Annotated in this window: 20 protein-coding genes and 1 tRNA gene; 15 read left to right on the top strand and 6 right to left on the bottom strand. The window is 60.7% G+C overall.

Annotated features, from left to right (window positions below; translation table 11 throughout):
* Window positions 1-91 precede the first annotated feature (91 nt).
* A tRNA-Gly gene (locus CCGE531_RS18170) sits at window positions 92-166 on the bottom strand.
* Window positions 167-410: 244 nt separating this feature from the next.
* On the opposite strand from CCGE531_RS18170, the gene CCGE531_RS18165 reads away from it, so the two are divergent.
* The 6 genes from CCGE531_RS18165 (at window position 411) to CCGE531_RS18140 (ending at window position 4,791) form a co-directional block, all read left to right on the top strand.
* Window positions 411-920, top strand: a complete 510-nt coding sequence (locus CCGE531_RS18165) for a prolyl-tRNA synthetase associated domain-containing protein (RefSeq protein WP_120666939.1) — start codon at window positions 411-413, stop codon at window positions 918-920.
* 159 nt (window positions 921-1,079) lie between these two features.
* Window positions 1,080-2,054 (top strand): thioredoxin, encoded by a 975-nt coding sequence (gene trxA, locus CCGE531_RS18160; RefSeq protein WP_120665864.1) that lies wholly within the window; start codon window positions 1,080-1,082, stop codon window positions 2,052-2,054.
* Window positions 2,055-2,310: 256 nt separating this feature from the next.
* Window positions 2,311-2,970, top strand: coding sequence for an LON peptidase substrate-binding domain-containing protein (locus CCGE531_RS18155; protein WP_120665861.1), 660 nt, complete (start codon window positions 2,311-2,313; stop codon window positions 2,968-2,970).
* Between the two features lie 10 nt (window positions 2,971-2,980).
* Window positions 2,981-3,169 (top strand): Trm112 family protein, encoded by a 189-nt coding sequence (locus CCGE531_RS18150; RefSeq protein ID WP_069614795.1) that lies wholly within the window; start codon window positions 2,981-2,983, stop codon window positions 3,167-3,169.
* 193 nt (window positions 3,170-3,362) lie between these two features.
* The gene (locus tag CCGE531_RS18145; RefSeq protein ID WP_162943927.1) at window positions 3,363-4,076 is read left to right on the top strand and encodes a hypothetical protein; all 714 of its coding nucleotides are present in this window, start codon (window positions 3,363-3,365) and stop codon (window positions 4,074-4,076) included.
* Window positions 4,077-4,095: 19 nt separating this feature from the next.
* Window positions 4,096-4,791, top strand: a complete 696-nt coding sequence (locus CCGE531_RS18140) for a methyltransferase domain-containing protein (RefSeq protein ID WP_162943926.1) — start codon at window positions 4,096-4,098, stop codon at window positions 4,789-4,791.
* Between the two features lie 252 nt (window positions 4,792-5,043).
* On the opposite strand, the gene CCGE531_RS18135 is transcribed toward CCGE531_RS18140, so the two are convergent.
* Window positions 5,044-6,258, bottom strand: a complete 1,215-nt coding sequence (locus CCGE531_RS18135) for a ubiquinone biosynthesis hydroxylase (protein ID WP_120665853.1) — start codon at window positions 6,256-6,258, stop codon at window positions 5,044-5,046.
* Between the two features lie 84 nt (window positions 6,259-6,342).
* Here CCGE531_RS18135 and tesB point away from each other — a divergent pair, with 84 nt between their 5' ends.
* The 6 genes from tesB (at window position 6,343) to CCGE531_RS18105 (ending at window position 13,945) form a co-directional block, all read left to right on the top strand.
* Window positions 6,343-7,227 carry an acyl-CoA thioesterase II gene (gene tesB, locus CCGE531_RS18130; protein WP_120665850.1) on the top strand — a complete coding sequence of 295 codons (885 nt, stop codon included), beginning with the start codon at window positions 6,343-6,345 and terminating at the stop codon, window positions 7,225-7,227.
* Between the two features lie 214 nt (window positions 7,228-7,441).
* Window positions 7,442-7,792 (top strand): P-II family nitrogen regulator, encoded by a 351-nt coding sequence (locus CCGE531_RS18125; RefSeq protein WP_034509110.1) that lies wholly within the window; start codon window positions 7,442-7,444, stop codon window positions 7,790-7,792.
* A gap of 28 nt (window positions 7,793-7,820) precedes the next feature.
* Complete coding sequence (locus CCGE531_RS18120) at window positions 7,821-9,188, top strand: ammonium transporter (RefSeq protein WP_120665848.1); 1,368 nt, start codon at window positions 7,821-7,823, stop codon at window positions 9,186-9,188.
* A gap of 273 nt (window positions 9,189-9,461) precedes the next feature.
* Entirely contained in the window at window positions 9,462-12,131 is a 2,670-nt protein-coding gene (locus CCGE531_RS18115; protein ID WP_120665845.1) for a DNA translocase FtsK, read from the top strand.
* 137 nt (window positions 12,132-12,268) lie between these two features.
* A complete protein-coding gene (locus tag CCGE531_RS18110; RefSeq protein WP_120666937.1) occupies window positions 12,269-12,937 on the top strand; it encodes an outer membrane lipoprotein carrier protein LolA in 669 nt (222 codons plus the stop codon).
* A gap of 204 nt (window positions 12,938-13,141) precedes the next feature.
* Window positions 13,142-13,945 carry an exodeoxyribonuclease III gene (locus CCGE531_RS18105; protein WP_120666935.1) on the top strand — a complete coding sequence of 268 codons (804 nt, stop codon included), beginning with the start codon at window positions 13,142-13,144 and terminating at the stop codon, window positions 13,943-13,945.
* Window positions 13,946-13,956: 11 nt separating this feature from the next.
* Here the strand turns inward: CCGE531_RS18105 and CCGE531_RS18100 are convergent, their stop codons facing one another.
* Both CCGE531_RS18100 and CCGE531_RS18095 read right to left on the bottom strand, forming a co-directional pair.
* Window positions 13,957-14,412 (bottom strand): cyclic nucleotide-binding domain-containing protein, encoded by a 456-nt coding sequence (locus tag CCGE531_RS18100; protein ID WP_120665842.1) that lies wholly within the window; start codon window positions 14,410-14,412, stop codon window positions 13,957-13,959.
* Between the two features lie 9 nt (window positions 14,413-14,421).
* A complete protein-coding gene (locus CCGE531_RS18095; RefSeq protein ID WP_120665839.1) occupies window positions 14,422-15,105 on the bottom strand; it encodes a response regulator transcription factor in 684 nt (227 codons plus the stop codon).
* Window positions 15,106-15,253: 148 nt separating this feature from the next.
* Here CCGE531_RS18095 and CCGE531_RS18090 point away from each other — a divergent pair, with 148 nt between their 5' ends.
* Window positions 15,254-15,802: a L,D-transpeptidase gene (locus CCGE531_RS18090; RefSeq protein ID WP_120665836.1), complete on the top strand. Its 549-nt coding sequence runs from the start codon at window positions 15,254-15,256 to the stop codon at window positions 15,800-15,802.
* A 144-nt stretch (window positions 15,803-15,946) separates the two neighbouring features.
* The gene (locus tag CCGE531_RS18085; RefSeq protein WP_120665833.1) at window positions 15,947-16,777 is read left to right on the top strand and encodes an aldo/keto reductase; all 831 of its coding nucleotides are present in this window, start codon (window positions 15,947-15,949) and stop codon (window positions 16,775-16,777) included.
* A gap of 86 nt (window positions 16,778-16,863) precedes the next feature.
* Here CCGE531_RS18085 and CCGE531_RS18080 read toward each other — a convergent pair whose 3' ends face one another.
* On the bottom strand, window positions 16,864-17,520 hold the full coding sequence (locus CCGE531_RS18080) for an NADPH-dependent F420 reductase (protein ID WP_281024430.1): 657 nt from the start codon (window positions 17,518-17,520) through the stop codon (window positions 16,864-16,866).
* 69 nt (window positions 17,521-17,589) lie between these two features.
* Between CCGE531_RS18080 and CCGE531_RS18075 the strand changes: the two genes are divergently transcribed.
* Complete coding sequence (locus tag CCGE531_RS18075; RefSeq protein WP_120665830.1) at window positions 17,590-18,486, top strand: LysR family transcriptional regulator; 897 nt, start codon at window positions 17,590-17,592, stop codon at window positions 18,484-18,486.
* A 43-nt stretch (window positions 18,487-18,529) separates the two neighbouring features.
* On the opposite strand, the gene CCGE531_RS18070 is transcribed toward CCGE531_RS18075, so the two are convergent.
* A complete protein-coding gene (locus tag CCGE531_RS18070; protein ID WP_120666931.1) occupies window positions 18,530-19,990 on the bottom strand; it encodes an MFS transporter in 1,461 nt (486 codons plus the stop codon).
* Window positions 19,991-19,995: the final 5 nt, after the last annotated feature.

Genomic DNA, 19,995 nt, shown 5'->3' with positions numbered 1-19,995 from the left:
AGGATACGGGAGTATGGAAACCCGTCTTTTCGGAAAAGGTAGCCTTCGGCCTGGGCCGTGGCTTCTTCTTTTCAGAAAAAAATTGGAAAACTGGAGCGGGCGAAGGGATTCGAACCCTCGACCCCAACCTTGGCAAGGTTGTGCTCTACCCCTGAGCTACACCCGCTCATTCCCGTCGCGATCCGGGGTAGTGTGTTGGACCGCTGGGCGTCGTCTTGCGGCGACGGGCGCTATATGGCCTAACCGTTTTTCAAATGCAACAGGGAAATGACGAGTTCGCGAAGAAAAATTTCGGCGTCTTTGCCGCGATCGCCGGAAAGCCCGGAAACGCCGGGCTTTGTCGTCTCAAAGATTGCAATGAAATTGCGGGCGACGTATCAGGGGCGAACCATTTTCGATTGCGAGACGTCATGACCGAGACCAACCCGAAAACCCGCGACGATCTTTTCCGCTTCCTGGACGGGCTCGGCATTGCCCATGCGACCAAGGACCACGCTCCCGTCTTCACCGTCGCCGAATCGGTGTCGCTGCGCGACGAAATCCCCGGCGGCCACACGAAGAACCTGTTCGTGAAGGATAAGAAGGACAATTTCTTCCTGCTGACCGTCGAGGAAAACGCCAGCGTCGATCTGAAGACCGTGCACACGCTGATCGGTGCCGCGAGCAAGGTATCCTTCGGCAAGCCGGAAAAGCTGATGGAATATCTCGGCGTCATTCCCGGCTCGGTCACGGCCTTCGGCGCGATCAACGATACGGCCAGCAACGTCACCTTCATCCTCGACGCCGATTTGATGGCGCATGACATCGTCAATTGCCATCCCCTGTCGAACGATGCGACGACGTCGATTGCCAGCGCCGATCTGCTTCGCTTCATGGAGGCGACGGGTCATGCGCCGCTAGTCTTGAAAGTCACGAGCTAAGGTACGATTTTAGCGCTAATATCACGGCGGGCGGCTTCTCTTCGGATTGTCCGGTCGCCTTGACCATTCCATCGGGCGTGCTGCCGGGCGGACCTTACCGGACCGTTTGGGAAGCATGTTTTTCATAAGATCAAGGATGCCGGCAGGCGGGAGACACTCATGAGCGGTCCGAACAACCCCTATAACGCTTCCTTCGGCGGACAGATGTCGGCCACGGCATCCTACGGCGGCGCGCCTGCCGCAGGCGGCGCTTCGCCGATCAAGGACACGACGACGGCGACCTTCGCCAAGGACGTTATCGAAGAGTCGCGCAAGCAGCCGGTGCTCGTCGATTTCTGGGCGCCCTGGTGCGGTCCGTGCAAGCAGCTGACGCCGGTCCTCGAAAAAGTCGTCACCGAAGCCCAGGGCCGCGTCAAGCTGGTCAAGATGAACATCGACGACCACCCGTCGATCGCCGGCCAGCTCGGCATCCAGTCGATCCCGGCTGTCATCGCCTTCGTCGATGGCCGTCCGGCCGACGGCTTCATGGGCGCGGTTCCCGAAAGCCAGGTCCGCCAGTTCATCGATCGTCTCGGCGGTCCCGAGGGTGGTGCCGACGATCAGGCGGCGGAGATTGCCGCCGTTCTCGAACAAGCGAGCGGCCTGCTCGCCGACGGCGACGTCAACGGCGCGGCCGAACTCTTCGGCGCCGTGCTGCAGGCCGATCCGGAAAATGCCAAGGCGCTTGCCGGCATGGCGGAATGCATGATCGCCGCTGGCCAGAGCCAGCGCGCTCGCGAGGCGCTTGCCGATCTGCCGGAGACGCTCGCCAATGATGCCGGCATCCAGGCCGTGGTCAAGAAGCTCGACCAGATCGACGAGGCCCGCAAGCTCGGCGATCCCGTTGCGATCGAGCAGGAACTCACCGCCAATCCCGACAATCACGAGCAGCGCGTCAAGCTCGCCAAGATCCGCAATGTCGAAGGCAAGCGCGAGGAGGCGGCAGATCACCTTCTGACCATCATGCGGAGAGATCGCGGCTTCGACGATGACGGCGCGCGCCGCCAGCTCCTGGAATTCTTCGATGTGTGGGGTCCGAAGGATCCGGCCACGATCGCGGCTCGCCGCAAGCTGTCTTCGATCCTGTTTTCCTAATAGGCCTTTTTTGCTGACGGGCCTGTTTTCTCGATGGACATGACGATCGTGCGAAACCTTCCGCGCGATCGGTTGTTAGACAACGGCCGCGGATGGCCGGGAGCGTGAGGCATCGGCATTGGCCAAAATGCTCTTGTGTTTTCGGCGGATGAGCCCACATTGTCTGACGACGCGGCGCGGGATGGCGACCGCGAGTGTGTCGTTCCTGTGCGGCCCACTGCGGCCGGCAGCGCGGTGATCTAGCGGGATGGAAGAGATGCAAGTCGGTAATGCCAGATATCTGAAGCCGGGCGATCTGCCCGAATCGGTGGTTGTGTTTCCCCTGTCCGGCGCGCTGCTGCTGCCCGGCGCGCAACTCCCGCTCAATATCTTCGAGCCGCGCTATCTCGCCATGTTCGATGCCGCCATCGCCGGCAACAGGCTGATCGGCATCGTGCAGCCCGCTCTTTCCGAACCGGCCGAATCCTCCAATCTCTCGCATGTCGGTTGTCTCGGGCGCATCACGTCCATCGCCGAGACCGGCGACGGGCGTTACATCGCCGCGCTGACCGGCATATGCCGCTTCCGGCTGATGGATGAAATCACCGGACATCTGCCCTATCGCACATTCCGCATCACGCCCTTCATCTCGGATCTCAAATCCCACCACGAGGAAGACACGGTGGATCGCACGGCGCTGCTTTCGGCTTTCCGGGCCTATCTGGAGGCCAACAAGCTCGAGGCGGATTGGGAAAGCGTCGAGCGGGCCGATAACATGATGCTGGTCAATTCGCTGTCGATCATGGCGCCCTTCGATCCGGCCGAAAAGCAGGCTCTCCTCGAGGCACCGGACCTGAAAACCCGCGCCGAGACCTTCATCGCCATCGTCAAGATCGTGCTGGCCGGCGCCGGCGACACCGATTCCATGATGCAATAGGAGCTTTCTCATGGATGTCACGGTCAGCAAGGTGGATCCGAAACTGCTCGATCTGCTCGTCTGCCCGCTCACCAAGGGGCGGCTGAGCTACGATCGGGAAAAGAACGAGCTGATCTCGGAAAAGGGCCGCCTTGCCTACCCGATCCGCGACGGCATTCCGATCATGCTGATTTCGGAAGCACGCCGCATCGAGGATTGAGGCTGGTTTCTTCGGAATTCAGGAGTAAGTGTTACTGCATCCCACAGGTGAGTGAGGGAAAGTTTATGCCTGTGGTCACCAACAGATAATGATCACCGATAAGCGCCGTCTCGACCAAAAGTTGATTGATTTCCGAGGTAAATGCGTCCATAGATGGTACAATTTGAGTAGCGAGACATATTTGGGGCGAAAAATGTCTTTCTTTCCAATCTTAAGCGTGAACAACTATAGCGAAATGCTCACCAAGCTTGGCTGGTATACTTGGGGCGTTTCAATTTTCTGTATCGTCATGTTAAGGCAATTCGTGCGGCCGATGACAGAACTCAGCGACTACATCGATAGCGTGTTTCCCAAGGAAGCGGCAGATTTTCTGCATTTACCCATTTCACTTATCGGCGTGCTAGCCTTAGCGATTTTGTTCGCGCTTATCGCCCATGCGGTAAAGCTACATGATAGACTTTCGGATCTCCTCCGTATCCGCAGCGAGTTTGATGTGAATTATGTACTATACCCGCTCGCCATTGCGTCTGGATCTACTCTGTCGGTTGCGCAGTTCGACAAAGTAAGACTATCACGGAAAAGTCTGATGGGCGCGACCTTTTATGCTTACGTTTCTAGCACTAAGCCAGTAATCGATAGCCACACGATAACTCAAGCTCTTACGAATTGGTCTTGGTTTTGGATTTGCTTAGAAGCGATCACGCTTCTCTTCGCTACGGCGACCATCTTGGCGGTCTATGGCGCGTGGACCCCAGCTGCATTACTTCTGATCGCATGTATAGTGTTGCTGCTTCTCATGCGGTTTTTTCGGCTGCAAAGCGCGGCATATGCAGAGAGCCAAGTCGCTCAAGTCGTTCGAGACGAGACGCGACGTGCTGCCGTGGCAGCGGAATTCAATGCACTATAATCTACCAGGCGGCAGGGTTGTGAAATCTGAAAACGCCGCCAAGCCAGCAACTCAAAGCTCGAAATTTCTAACCACTCTGGTTGCCAACCTGTCACCGGTGAACCGTACGCTCGACTTTGGGTGTGGAAAGTTGAGGTACTATGAACCACTGCTACAAACCACTGAGCATCTATCCCTAGTGGATTCAGAGGTGCAAATTTCTCGGCAGCAGACCTTACAGGGAAACCGTACTTCGATACGAGACATTTTCCGGGGCTCAAATCGCATTTCTGTTTTTAGCACCATTGAGTTTGCTGAGTGTCCAGACCTCTACGAAAGAGCATTCTGCATCAACGTTCTGTCGGCCATTCCTGTGCCAAGTGAGAGGCAACGGCTTCTTGCCCAGATACTGTGTAAGCTGGAACCCAATGCTGGCTGCCTGTTTGTGGTGCAATATAGAAACTCTGATTTCACGCGCATGGCGAAGTTGCCGGCTGCAGAGCCTTGGTACGATGGCTTCCTTCTGAAATCTTTGCGTGGTTACTCGTTCTACGCGTTGATCACGCCACAAGCGCTTGCTGAAATGGTCGACCAAGCTGGCTTTCACATTGTGAGCCAGCAACTGCATGACGGCAGCGTTTATATTTGGGCTCACCGGGCAGATAATCAATCACAAGGAGTACCTTCGTACGACACGGCTGATTTAAGGTTGGCAACGGCTCTTGCGACAGCATGACCCGCCGCACCTTGTTAACTTAGATGGGGTCTCGCATAGATGATGTTGGCAGTGACTGCGCCGTCAATTTTGACCATTGATTCGGCTTAGGTAGGTTGTGGCGAAACCATGGGGCCGTTGGATAAAAGCCACAGCTGGTTGGGAATTGACCAGCGGCCCGCATACTATTCGGGAGCTGATTGCCAATTCAGGGCTTATTGCTGGCTCATGTGGCATTTGCCACCAAATTGATCTCACTTCGGTCCCGCCCCTTCAAATCGCCTCGCCGGCCAGCAGCCGAGGATTATCCTTAGCGGTGGTGCCGGCGGCCTGGCCGATGAAGAAGGATTTGAGGTTCGGCAGGCGGTCGACGATCCCTAGCCCGAAGTCGCGGGCGATGCGGAGCGGCGTGTTGTCGTTGGAGAAGAGCCGGTTCAGCACGTCGGTCGTCACCCCCATGCGGAAGGTGTCGAAGCGGCGCCAGGTCTGGTAGCGCTCGAGGATATTGATCGAGCCGATATCGAGGCCTAGGCGGTCGGCCTCGACGATGGTTTCGGCAAGGGCCGCCACATCCTTGAAGCCGAGATTGAGGCCCTGGCCGGAGATCGGGTGGATGCCGTGGGCGGCATCGCCGGCCAGCGCAAAGCGCGGCGCGACGAAGGCGCGGGCAAGCGTCAGGCCGAGCGGGAAGGCGCGGCGCTCGCCGACGGCGGCGAGCTTGCCGAGCTTATGGCCGAAGCGGCGCTCCAGTTCTTCCTCGAAGAGGAGATCGTCGGAGGCGACCAGCCGTTCGGCGTCGGAGGTGCGCTCCGTCCAGACGAGCGACGAGCGGTTGTTCTTCAGCGGCAGGATGGCGAAGGGGCCGGAGGGCAGGAAATGCTCCTCGGCGCAGCCGCCATGCGGCCGCTCGTGCTCGACGGTGACGACGATGCCGGACTGGCCGTAGTCCCAGTTGACCGTCTTGATGCCAGCCATGTCGCGCAACTTGGAGCGCACGCCGTCGCAGGCGACCAGGAGCCGCGTTTCCAACGTGCTGCCATCGGATAGGGTAAGGGTGGTCTTGGCATCGTCGGTGACGAATCCGGTAGCGCTGAGCCCATGCTTGATCGTGACGCCGAGACGCTCGCAGGCGCCGCGCAGCGCCCCGACCATGATCAGATTCGGCACCATATGGGCGAAGGGCTCACCTTCGGCCACTTCGCCGTCGAAGGTGAGGAAGACGGGGCGGACGGGATCGCTGGTGCGCGAATCGGTGACGATCATGCGGGTGATCGGTTCGGCTTCCGGCGCGATCTCGTCCCAGATGCCCAGGACATCCAGCATCTTCGAGGCAGCCGCGATGACCGCCGAAGCCCGCATGTCCTTCTTCCAGGCGGTTTCGGGGGACGCCTCGACGATCATGACGCCGAGGTGGGGGGCTGCCTGCTTGACTGCGACCGCTGCGGCAAGACCCACATATCCGCCACCCACTACCAGCATGTCCAACATAGTGCTCACCCCGTGTCTTACTGTCGCTTCCTGCTCTATATAGAGCATCCTATTCCTGGTTCCTACCATTGGAGTTCAAGCAAAATGTCGCGAGAGACCGAGAAGCTTACCCCGATGGAAACCGTGCTCGCGACGCTCGATCTGGAAACGATCGAGATGAACCTGTTTCGCGGCAACAGCCCGCAGGTCGGCTGGCAGCGCGTCTTCGGCGGTCAGGTCATCGGCCAGGCGCTGATGGCGGCGCAAAGAACTGTTGACGGCGATCGTTTCGCGCATTCGCTGCATGCCTATTTCATGCTGCCGGGCGATCCTTCCGTGCCTATCCTCTATCAGGTCGACCGCCTGCGTGACGGTTCCAGCTTCAATACGCGGCGCGTGCTCGCAGTCCAGCACGGCAAGGCGATCTTTGCATTGACGGCGTCCTTCCAGCTCGATGAGCCCGGCTTCGACCATCAGGGCGACATGCCCGATGTACCGATGCCGGAGGAGCTGATGGACGAGGAGCAGGTGAAGCAGCGTTATCTTGCCCACGCGCCCGAGAACGTGCGCCGTTACTGGGAGCGCAAGCGGGCGATCGAAATCAGGCCCGTTTCGATCGAGAGCTATTTTTCCCGCTCGCAGCCAAGCCAGCGGCAGAATATCTGGATCCGCCCGACCGGGCCGGTGCCGGACGACCGGCTCTACCAGAATGCCGTGCTTGCCTATCTCTCGGACATGACGCTGCTCGATGTTGCCCTCAATGCGCATGGCACATCGGTTCTCGATCCGAGCATCCAGGTGGCGAGCCTCGACCATGCCATGTGGTTCCATCGTCCGTTCAAGCTCGACGACTGGCTGCTTTACAGCCAGGAAAGCCCCAGCGCATCCGGCGCGCGCGGCTTTACCCGCGGCAGCCTGTTTACGCGATCCGGTGTCCTGATTGCGTCGGTGGCGCAGGAAGGCCTGATTCGTAAAAAGGCAAATGATTAAATAAAAGGCAAATTTATAAATTTGCACTTTATTTGTGCGGTTGGCGCGGCGCAAATTGCCGCTTTATTGGCTTTGCGCAATAAACTCCTTAGATTTCAACGCGTTATAAATACGTCACGAAACTGGCACGTCCTTTGAATGTGTATGCCCAGTCGCTGCAGAAACACTCGTCGGCGGCAAGGAGAGTCGGCTCCGTGCCGAGGGTAAACAAAGGATGGGAAACCAGATGAAAATTGTGATGGCCATTATCAAGCCGTTCAAGCTCGATGAGGTCCGTGAGGCCCTCACGGCTGTCGGCATCCAGGGCCTGACTGTGACCGAAGTGAAGGGCTACGGGCGCCAGAAGGGGCATACTGAAATCTATCGCGGCACCGAATATGCAGTCAGCTTCCTGCCGAAGCTGAAGATCGAGGTCGCAGTCGCATCCGAAATCGTCGACAAGGCCGTCGAGGCCATCGCGTCGGCCGCCAAGACCGGCCAGATCGGCGACGGCAAGATCTTTGTCTATTCCATTGACCATGCCGTGCGCATCCGTACGGGCGAAACCGATTCAGAAGCGCTGTAAGAACACGGCCGATCAGGGAGTTATTTGCATGTCATCTTCCAAGCTTTCCTCCACCTTCGCACGGGTGGGCGCGCTTTCTGCGGCGCTGCTCGCGCCGGCGATCGCCTTCGCGCAGGAGGCCGCTCCGGCTGCTGCTGCCGCGACCGCTGCCGCTCCGGTTCCGGACAAGGGCGACACCGCCTTCATGTTCATCTCCACCATTCTCGTGCTCTTCATGCTCGTGCCGGGTCTTGCGCTGTTCTACGGTGGCCTCGTCCGCGCCAAGAACATGCTGTCGGTTCTGATGCAGTGCACGATGATCGGCGCCGTCGTGATGATCATCTGGGTCCTTTACGGCTATTCCTTCGCCTTCGGCGGCGGCACCAGCCCTTATTGGGGCGGCACGGCCAAGATGTTCCTTTCGGGCGTCTCGACGTCGACCACGGCTGCGACCTTCTCCAAGGGCGTCGTCATTCCTGAATTCATCTTCATGCTGTTCCAGATGACCTTCGCCGCCATCACGCCGGCCCTGATCATCGGCGCCTTCGCCGAGCGCATCAAGTTCGGCGCCGCCGTGCTCTTCTGCGCGCTGTGGGCGACCTTCGTCTATTTCCCGATCGCTCACATGGTCTGGGATTCCAACGGCATGCTCTTCAAGATGGGCGCTCTCGACTTCGCAGGCGGCACCGTCGTTCACATCAATGCCGGTATCGCAGGCATCGTCGGCGCCATTCTGGTCGGCAAGCGCGTCGGCTTCGGCAAGGACATGATGGCTCCGCATTCCATGACGCTGACCATGGTCGGCGCATCCATGCTCTGGGTCGGCTGGTTCGGCTTCAACGCCGGCTCGAACCTCGAAGCGTCCGGCGGCGCAATGCTTGCGACCGTCAACACCTTCATCGCCACCGCGGCCGCCATCATCTCCTGGTCGCTGGTTGAAACCTTCACCCGCGGCAAGGCCTCCATGCTCGGCGGCGCTTCGGGCATGGTTGCCGGCCTCGTCGCCATCACGCCCGCCGCCGGCATCGCCGGCCCGATGGGCGCGATCGTCATGGGCCTCATCGTCTCGCCGCTGTGCTACTTCTTCGTCTCGGTCGTGAAGAACAAGTTCGGCTACGACGATACGGCCGACGTCTTCGGCGTGCACTGCATCGGCGGCATCTTCGGCGCCATTGCGACCGGCATCTTCGCCAGCGCCTCGCTCGGCGGTGTCGGCTATGCCGAAGGTGTCACCATGAGCAGCCAGGTCATGGTCCAGCTGACCGCCGTCGTTACCACCATCCTGTGGTGCGGCATCGGCTCCGCGATCCTCTACAAGGTCGTCGACGTCATCATCGGCCTGCGGGTTGCTCCGGAAGCCGAGCGCGAAGGTCTCGACCTCGCCTCGCACGGCGAAGCTGCATACCACAATTCCTGATCGGAGCTTGCGATGCCGGGGTAAGGCCCCCGGCATCGTCAAACGTCCCGTCGCGACCTGTTTCATTGCAAATAGGCCGCTCTTGGCCCGAACCCCGGTTCGGGCCCTTTTTGTTTATAGGGCTCAGCGGGCTGTAAAAATCGGCGATTCGTCGAGCTGGAGCGCATGGTTAACATGCCATTAACCCTCCTCTGATTAGGTAGGGCTAACCTGCCGGCGAGTGGGCATCGGCCGATTCGCTTGCGCTATCGACAAGGAACGGGGCTGGATATCATGGGCAGAAGCAATTCGGCGGCGTTGAGCGGTCGGCCAGACCGTTTATCGCTATCGAGTGTGGTTTGGCGTCAGGTCAAGGGCCTGACGGGCTTCGCACTGCTGTTCCTGCTGGCGCTCGCCGTTGCGGCGCTGGCGACCTGGAACGTCATGGATCCCAGCTATTCCCACGCAACTGCCAATGCGCCGACCAATCTTCTCGGGTTTCCCGGCGCTGCCTTTGCCGACATCATGATGCAGTCGTTTGGCCTTGCCTCGGTGCTAGCGCTGCTGCCGATCGTTGCCTGGGCTTTCGCGCTGATTTCCAACCGCAAGCTTCATCGGGTGCCCTCGCGGCTCGGCGCCTGGTTCGGCGGCTGCATTGTCGCGGCCGGCTCGATCGCCTGCTTTCCGGCACCGCCGACCTGGCCGATCCCGAACGGTATCGGCGGCGTGATCGGCGATCTTCTCCTGCGCTTTCCCGCCTTGTTCATCGGCACCTATCCGAGCGGCGTCGTGGCCACGATCGTCGGCTCGCTTCTCGCCGTTCCGGCCATCTGGCTCATGCTCTTCGCCTCCGGCGTGATCGGGGAAAGCCTGGTCGAGGATGAAGAGGGCGAGGAGGATTATGAGGAAACGCGCAGCCGCGCCCGCCGGGTGGGCGATGAAGACGAGGATGACGATCGCGGCGGCTTCCTTAGCAACTTCCTGGCCTTCGGTGCCGTCATGCATGCCTGGTACAATACGCAGGCCCGCCTTCGCCGCCTGTTCGGCATGGGTCCGCGCAAGCGCCGCGACCACGCCTTTGACGCGCCCTATGATTTCAACGATGACGAATTCGGGACACTGAACGAGCCCGTGCGCGCCAAGGCGCCGGTTGCTCGCGGCGATCGTCTCGATCCGTCCATGGATGGCCCCGCGGCGCGCCGCGTGGTTTCCGCGCCGTCGATCAGCCTCGGCGATGACGAGGATGAAGACGAGGATTCGATCTATGATCGTGATCCGCCGCGCCCGGCCGGTATCCTGCCCGACGACGAGGACGACGCCTGGCCGCTGACCACGGCCTCACCGAGGGGAGCCGACGGTCATCGCGTCACTCCGGCCGCACCGCGCCCGAAGCCCGGCGCACGGGCTGAACGCGAGGCGCAGACCTCCTTCATTCGCCCTTATGGCTTCCAGCTTCCGGCCGTTCACCTGCTGGCCGAGCCGAAGGCCGTCGCCCGCGATGCGACGCTCTCGGCCGATGCGCTGGAGCAGAATGCCCGCATGCTCGAAGGCGTGCTGGAGGATTTCGGCGTCAAGGGCGAGATCATCCATGTCCGTCCCGGTCCGGTCGTCACGCTTTATGAACTGGAGCCGGCGCCCGGCATCAAGTCCTCACGCGTCATCGGCCTTGCCGACGATATCGCCCGCTCGATGAGCGCCATCGCCGCGCGCGTCGCCGTCGTTCCCGGCCGCAATGCCATCGGCATCGAGCTGCCGAACTCGACGCGCGAAACGGTGTATCTGCGCGAGCTCATCGCCAGCCGCGATTTCGAGACCTCCAAGGCGAAGCTCGCGATGGCGCTCGGCAAGACGATCGGCGGGGAACCCGTCATTGCCGATCTCGCCAAGATGCCGCATCTGCTTGTCGCCGGAACCACCGGTTCGGGTAAATCCGTCGCCATCAATACCATGATCCTGTCGCTGCTCTATCGCATGACGCCGGAACAGTGCCGCCTGATCATGATCGATCCGAAGATGCTGGAGCTTTCCGTCTATGACGGCATTCCGCACCTCTTGTCGCCTGTCGTCACCGACCCGAAGAAGGCTGTCGTCGCGCTCAAATGGACCGTCCGCGAGATGGAAGAGCGCTACAAGAAGATGTCGAAGATTGGCGTGCGCAATATCGACGGCTTCAATTCCCGCGTCGAGCAGGCCGTTGCCAAGGGCGAGGCGATCAGCCGCACGGTGCAGACCGGCTTCGACCGCCAGACCGGCGAGGCGATCTACGAGACGGAAGAGTTCGACCTGAAGCCGATGCCCTATATCGTCGTCATCATCGACGAAATGGCCGATCTGATGATGGTCGCCGGCAAGGATATCGAAGGCGCGGTGCAGCGCCTGGCGCAGATGGCGCGCGCCGCCGGCATCCACGTCATCATGGCGACGCAGCGTCCCTCGGTCGACGTCATCACCGGCACGATCAAGGCGAACTTCCCGACCCGCATCTCCTTCCAGGTGACCTCGAAGATCGACAGCCGCACCATTCTCGGCGAGCAGGGGGCCGAACAACTGCTCGGCATGGGCGACATGCTGCATATGGCCGGCGGCGGGCGCATCCAGCGCGTACACGGCCCCTTCGTCGCGGATGGCGAAGTGGAAGATATCGTCGCTTATCTGAAGACGCAGGGCGCGCCGCAATATCTCGATGCGATCACCGCCGATGACGACGAGGACGATGACGGCCACGGCCCGGCGGGCACCTCCAATCTCGCCGATTCGGAGGATCCCTACGACCAGGCGGTCGCGATCGTTCTTAACGACGGCAAGGCCTCGACCTCCTATATCCAGCGCCGTCTCGGCATCGGCTATAACCGTGCGGCGTCGCTCATCGAGCGCATGGAGGAGGAAGGCGTGATCGGCCCGGCCAACCATGCCGGCAAGCGCGAGATTCTCGTTCCAACCAAGGCCGATATTCTGGATCGCTGAGGCCACAGGTTCTTTTCGCGTCGTATATCCCGGCTATGCTCAGGGAAATTTGATCGCGGCCCACAACCGGACATGGGCCGTTGCGCCATGAAGACGCCGATTTTGCGCGCCATGGACAAAGCATGAAGGAGAATTCGATGACCAAGTTTGATGCGCGGCCGTCCAGCCGACTTTCCCTGACCCGCCGGCATTTCCTCGGCGCCGTGGTCGCGGCCGGCGCGGCGGGCGCTCTGCCGGTTTCGGCCTTTGCGCAGGCCCAAGACCAGGCTCAGGCAGCCACAGCCACCCTCAATCCCGGTATTGCCCAGGCCATCGCCGATCACTTTTCGTCCATCAAATCGATGAAGGGCGGCTTCCTGCAGATCGGTCCGCGCGGCGATCAGATGAGCGGCACCTTCTTCATCCAGCGGCCCGGCAAGATGCGCTTCAACTACGACCCGCCGTCCCGCATGCGCGTCATCTGCGACGGCAGCAACGTGCAGGTCATCAACGACCAGACGCAGACCAGAAACATGTATCAGCTGTCGAAGACGCCGCTGAGCCTGCTGCTTGCCAACAAGATCGATCTTTCCGCCGACATGGTTCGCGATGTCGATTCCAAACCGGATCTCACCAAGATCACGCTCGGCAACCGTACCGTCTTCGGCGATTCCACCATCACGATGATCTTCGATTCGAAAACCTACGATCTGCGCCAGTGGACCGTGATCGATCCGCAGGGCAAGACGACCGACGTCATCATCAACAATGTGAAGGCCAATGTCGCCTTCGACGACAGCGTTTTCCGCATCGATTATACGCGCTGATCGACCTCTCCACATTCGGCCGCGGGGTGAGCACGGAATGGCGCTTTCCTTTCCGTCGCGGCCGGTCTAAAGCCTTAGCCTGACTGGGGCGGCCCCGCGTTTCACCGAATCGCCGGGCTGCTCCAGTTGTCTGTTTTGACGCAATTCCGGATGGAAAACCGCTGCGCATTTTTCCTGGAATTGTTCTTGGGGAAAGGCTTGGGCATGGGATTATCGATTGCGACCTGGAACATCAACTCGGTGCGGCTGCGCATGCCCATCGTCGAGCAGTTCGTCATGCAGGCCCGGCCCGACATTCTCTGCCTGCAGGAAACCAAGGTTCCGAACGACCTTTTCCCCCATGCTCCCTTACGCGCCCTCGGCTATGAGCACATCATCATCCATGGCCAAAAGGGCTATCACGGCGTCGCGATCGCCTCGCGCTTTCCGCTGACCGAGGATCATCGGCAGGATTATTGTAATGTCGGCGACAGCAGGCATATCTCGGCGATCTTCGAGCGCGGCGGCCGGCGCATCAGGCTGCATAATTTCTACGTTCCGGCCGGCGGCGACGAACCGGATCGCAGCATCAATCCGAAGTTCGGCCACAAGCTCGATTTCATCGAGGAAATGAAGCGGCTGCATGCCAATGCCGAACAGAACACGTCGGCGATCCTTGTCGGCGATCTCAATATCGCGCCGCTGGAGCATGACGTCTGGTCGCACAAGCAGCTCTTGAAGATCGTCAGCCATACACCGGTCGAGACCGACGGGCTGATCGAGGTGATGAAGCGCGGCGCCTGGCTCGACCTGATGCGGCAGCACGTGCCGGAAAACGAAAAGCTCTATACGTGGTGGAGCTACCGCGCCAAGGATTGGGAGGCTGCCGACCGCGGCCGCCGCCTCGACCATATCTGGTCGTCATCCGATCTTGGCCCTCATCTTCAGCGGATCGAGATTCTCAAGGCAGCGCGCGGCTGGGATCGTCCGTCCGACCATGTGCCTGTCACGGCGCATTTCAATCTCTAAAGGGGAGCGCGCTAGGAAAAACGGCCGAGAAGCGCTGCCGCCTGCCTGGCGAGGGCGGCAAAGTTTTCGCGGATGCGGTTCTGGATCAGCAGGCCGGCATCGGGATATTCTTCGATCAGCCGGTGGAAGAGAGCGCGCGTGATGCGGATCACGTCGGATTCCTCGGCGGCAACAGCCGTATATTTCCGCTCCACCAGCGTTACCAGCGCCAGTTCCGAAAGCATGGTGCCGGCCTGGACCATCGCTTCGACCTGCTTCTGCCCGCTCGCATCGACCGTGCTGAGTTCGAAGCTGCCGCGCGTGACGACATAGGCGCATTCGGCGGGTGATTTTTCCCTGAACAGGGTCTGGCCCAGGTTCACGTGACGGCGATCGGCGCCGAAGGCGATCAGCCGCAGCGGCTCATCGCCCATGCCGTGAAACAGCGGCAGTTGCGACAGCAGTCGGATATCGTCGTTCAGCGCCATGTTTGCGGCCTACGGAATGATCTTGTAGCCGCCGTTTTCCGTCACCAGAATCTCGGCATTGGAAGGGTCGCGCTCGATTTTCTGGCGGAGGCGGTAGACGTGGGTTTCGAGCGTATGGGTGGTAACGCCGGAATTGTAGCCCCAGACTTCTTCGAGAAGGATATCGCGGGTGACGACCTTCTGGTCGGCGCGATAGAGATAGCGGATGATGGCTGCTTCCTTTTCCGTGAGGCGGATCTTCTGTCCGTCCTCGGTCGTCAGAAGCTTCTGGCTCGGCTTGAAGAGATAGCGGCCGACGGTAAACGTCGCGTCCTCGCTCTGCTCGTGCTGGCGCAGCTGCGCGCGGATGCGCGCCAGCAGCACGGCGAAGCGGAACGGCTTGGTGACGTAATCATTCGCGCCGGCTTCCAGGCCGAGAATGGTGTCGGAATCCGTGTCGTGACCCGTCAGCATGATGATCGGTGCCTTGAAGCCGTTCTTGCGCAGCAGTTTCACGGCTTCGCGGCCGTCCATATCAGGCAGTCCGACATCCATGATGAGGAGATCGACAGGCACGGTACGCGCGGTCTGCACGCCTTTTCCGGCGGTCGCTTCCTGCAGGACGGTGAATTCCTCATAAAGCGATAGTTGCTCGACCAGCATCTCGCGCAGGTCGTTGTCATCGTCCACCAGAAGAATGGTGCGTGCGGTCATGCCGTTCGGATCCTCGTTCTAATCCCACCTAAGTCCTACGCCAAATTGCATTTTTAGCAAGCCGCGACGCGGCCCAGGCTTGGTCGTTTGATCGAAACTGCTATGATTTCAAATGAAATCACACGCAAAGCAAAAACATGTGAGAAAAATGGAAAAGACAAGGGCGGCGGCCAGGCGGACCGCTTCCACCATCATCGTGCGTCCTGCGCCGGGTAAGAAAATACGGGCGCTGGTGCAGGTGGGGCCGCTCATCGTGCCGGCGGCAATCGGCAGATCCGGGCGCAGCATCTTGAAGCGAGAAGGGGACGGCGCGACGCCGATTGCTTGCATGAAGCTGCTCTATGGCTTCACGCGCGGCGATCAGGTCCGCTTCCTGCGGACCTCCCTGCCGATGCGGCGCATTCGCAAGGACATGCTCTGGTGCGACCAGCCTGACAACGCCAACTACAACAGGCTGGTGAAGGCTCCCTTCAAGCCGAGCCACGAGGAAATGCGGCGGGGGGACAGTCTCTACGATATCTGCCTGGTGCTGGACTGGAATGTGCGTTCGCGCCGGCGTTATCGCGGTTCGGCGATCTTCTTCCACCTGATCAGGCCGGGTTACGAGCCGACGGCGGGATGCGTCGCAGTCAATCTTCGCGACATGCGGCGCATCCTTCCCCTGCTGCGCAAGGGAACGACTATCCGGGTTGTCTGAGCGGCGGCCCGGGGTTAAAATACCAACGTCCTCCACTATATGGGTTTTTACCGGCGCGCGCGCGCGGGCGCGGCCCGGATCCTTTCTTTCCGAATTTACATCACGCCTTCACTCCACCCGCTTCTCATCCCTTGGAGACTTATCGTGACCACGCAACCGACAATCACGTTCAACGACGGCAATTCCATTCCGCAGGTCGGCCTCGGCGTCTGGCAGACGCCGGAGAACGTCGCGCCGATGGCGGTCAGCACGGCATTGAAAGCCGGCTATCGCCATGTCGATACCGCAGCCATTTATGAAAACGAAGATGGTGTCGGCGAAGGCATGCGCCAGTCCGGCGTCGCCCGCAAGGACATCTTCCTGACCACCAAGCTCTGGAACGAGGCCCAGGGCTTCGATTCCACGCTGAGGGCCTTCGACGAAAGCCTGAAGCGCCTCGGCACCGACTATGTCGATCTCTATCTCATCCATTGGCCGTCGCCGCACCGCAACCGCTACCTCGATACCTGGAAGGCCTTCGTCCGCCTCAAGGAAGAAGGTCGTGCCCGTTCGATCGGCGTTTCCAACTTCGCCAACGAACATCTCGACCGCATCATCGGCGAAACCGGCGTGACGCCTGTGCTCAACCAGATCGAGCTGCACCCGACCTTCCAGCAGAAGGCGCTTCGCGAGGTGCACGACAAGCTCGGCATCAAGACCGAATCCTGGAGCCCGCTCGGCCAGGGCAAGCTTCTGACCAATGCCGTGATCGGCAAGGTTGCCGCCAAGCACGGCCGCACGCCGGCGCAGGTCATCATCCGCTGGCACATCGACAACGGCCTGATCGTCATCCCGAAATCGGTGACGCCGAGCCGCATCGAGGAAAACCTCAAGGTTTTCGATTTCAAGCTCGATGGCGACGATCTGGCCGAGATCGCCAAGCTCGATTCGGCCGGCGGCCGCATCGGTCCGGATCCGATGACGGCAAGCTTCTGATTGGCAGGAGCCGTCGATCATTCATGTGACAAGGCCCGGAACAAAAGTTCCCGGCCTTTTTCGTCTCGATTCTGTGTCGACCGCGGTCAGAGCTGAACCCAGACGGGCGCCACGGAAGGACCCTTGCCGAGGAAGAAGCCGAAGTGGATATTCATCTCGCCAATGGGCTCGATGAAGCGGGCATTGGAGAGGGGACCGGCATCGACCGCTTCAAAGCCGGCGGCGCTGGCGAGGTGGGAGACGGCGTCCTTGGCCTTTTCATCATCGCCGGCGATGAAGACCTGCAGCACCTTGCCGTTGCGGGCTTCGCGCGGCAGCAGCGGTGCGAAGATGGTGTTGAAGGCCTTTATCACCGTTGCCCCAGGCGCGAGCGCCTGGATCTCCTCGGCTGCTGAAGTCGAGTGTCCGACGACGAGACCACGGAAGTCCGCGGTAGTGGGGTTGCTGACATCGATCAGCACCTTTCCCTTGAGATTGCCCGCTTCCTTCAAGGCTTCCGCTATCGCGCCATAGGGCAGAGCCAGAATGGCGATATCCGCGAGCTTGATGGCGGCGGCAATGCCACCTGCTTCGACATTCCCGCCCAGCTCTGCGGCGAAAGATGCGGCCTTTGCCGGGTCGCGATGACCAATCACCATCTCGGAGCCCGTTCCAGCCAGAAGCCGGGCCAGACCTGCACCCATATTTCCAGTACCAATTACAGCGATTTTCATGTTCGTCAGCTCCTTGTTGTTGCTGACCAATCAATAGAATTATCGCTATATCGAGATAAATAAGCTATGTGAGTTTATACTTGAAACGGAATGTTTCTAATGGACCGCTTTTCCAGCATGAGCATCTTCGTCAAGGCGGTCGAGCTGGGCTCGTTCAGCGCCGCGGCGGATGCATTGAACATGTCGCCGCAGCTCGTCGGCAAGCATGTGCAGTTTCTTGAGCAGCATCTTGGCGTTCGGCTTCTGAACCGTACGACGCGTCGTCAGCATCTGACGGAGGTCGGCAGCCAGTTTTACGAGCGCTGCCGCAATATCCTCGCCGAGGTCGAGGCCGCGGAGGCGCTGGCGGCTGAAACGCGGGCCGTGCCGCGCGGAAAGCTGAGGGTCAACGCTCCGGTTACGTTCGGGATTCATGCTCTCGCGCCGAAACTTCCCAAATATCTGAGCGCGCACCCGGAGGTCTCGATCGATCTGTCGCTTACGAACCGCATGGTGGATCTGATCGACGAGGGCTATGATACGGTCTTTCGTATCGGGGATCTTGCCGACAGCGGATTGATTGCCCGCCGCCTCGACCCGTATCGATTGGTGGCATGCGCGGCGCCGAGCTACCTCCAATCCCATGGGGCTCCCTCCAGGCCGGATGATCTTCGAGACCATGAGTGCCTCATCTTCTCGCATACCATGTTGAGGACGCATTGGGACTTCGAAGGGCCGGAGGGGAGTGTGAGCATTCCGATCTCCGGCCGGCTGATGATCGACAATGGCGAGGCGCTGCTGAACGCTGCATTGGCGGGGCTGGGGATCGTCCTGCAGTCGTTCGAGCTCATTCAATCCAGCCTCGAGACCGGTGCGCTGGTGCCTATTCTGCCCGGATACGGCGTGCCGACGCGCCCGTTGCATATCCTCTACGCGCCGGATCGCCGCGTCACGCCGAAGCTCCGCAGCTTTCTCGACTTCGTCTCCGCCGAGTTCGGCAGCCACGGGTCGGCTTGATCGGATGGCGGATCTGTTGTCCGCCATCCCTTGCATTCCATCCTCACGAGGCTTCCCGCGAAAGGGTGCTGCGCTTTGCAAAAGCCAGGCCGGTGATGGCGATGACCAGCGTCACGGCGATCAGCAAGGCTCCAACCGAGAATGTGATCTGCATGCCCGTGGCGACCGCTTCGGGGCGGGCCGTGGTGACGTCTGTCGTTCCCGAGGCCAGCGTGAAGACTGCGCCCATGACGGAGGCGCCGGTGATCAGGCCGAGATTTCGCGAGAGGCTCAACATGCCGGAAATCACGCCACGTTGCTCCGAGCTTATGTCCTTCATGATCGCGGTGTTGTTGGCCGCCTGAAACAGCGCGTAGTTGGCGGTGACGATGACCAGTGGGCCGATATAGCCGGCGGCACCGAAGCGTCCCTGCAGCGCTGCCATCAGCGAGAGGCCCGTCATCATGCCGATCAGGCCAATCACGCTCATGCGACGGGCGCCGAAGCGGTCGACGATGCGGCCGGCCGGCACGCCTGTCAGGGCTGACACCAAAGGGCCGGCCGACATGATGGCGCCGACATCGGCGGCATCGAAGCCGAGGGCGCGGGAGAGATAGAAAGGCCCGACCACCAGTGTCGCCATGATGACCGTTGAAACTAGCGTGCTCATGGCAAGGCCCGCGCTCAGCGAGGTATCGCGGAACATGGAAAGGCGCAGCAACGGCGACTTCACTTTCGCCTCGGTGAAGACCAAGAGGGCGATGCCAAAGGCGGCCGCCAGCAGCAGGCCGAGATTCAACGCGCCGAAGCTGCCCTGTCCCATGGTCATGGCCAGCGCGTAAGCTGCCAGCGCCAGGGCCAGCAGAAAGGTGCCGATCGCATCCGGACGGTCTTGGCCGGTTTTCGTGCCTGGACGATCCGCCGGCAGGAAGCGGGCGGCGAGAAGGAAGTTTGCAATTCCGAGCGGCACGTTGACGAGGAAGATGGTTTCCCAGCCGAAGCCGGCGATCAGGATGCCGCCGAGCGATGGGCCGAGCGTGGTGCCGATCGCGGACATTGTGCCTAGCAGGCCCATGGCGCTGCCCGTCCTTTCCTTCGGCACGGTTTCGCCGACCATCGCCACTGTCAGCGCCATCATCATGGCGGCCCCGAGGCCCTGCAGGCCCCTGGCGGCGAGCAGGAGAGAGAGCGTCGGCGCTATGCCGCAGAAGAGCGAGGCGAGCGTGAAGAGGCTTATGCCGATCAGCAGCATGCGCCGCCGGCCGAAAATGTCTCCCAGCCGTCCGACGCTGACGATCAGCGTGGTGATGGCGAGCAGATAGGCAAGCACAATCCACTGGACCTGCTGGAAGGAGGCGCCGAATGCCTGGGCGAGCGTCGGCAGGCCGACATTGGCGATGCTGGTATCGAGCGACGGCATCAGCATGGAGAGCGAGAGGCTCGCAAGCGCCCAGCGGACCGAGGCAGCGGCTTTGATATGTCCGGACCCGGCCTTGTCCGGCGTTTCAATGATCGGTTTCAACATGAGCT

The organism is Rhizobium sp. CCGE531 (genome assembly GCF_003627795.1).
Lineage (GTDB): Bacteria > Pseudomonadota > Alphaproteobacteria > Rhizobiales > Rhizobiaceae > Rhizobium.
Note: the sequence above shows the minus strand (reverse complement) of the source record. Positions and strands in the feature narration are given on the sequence as shown.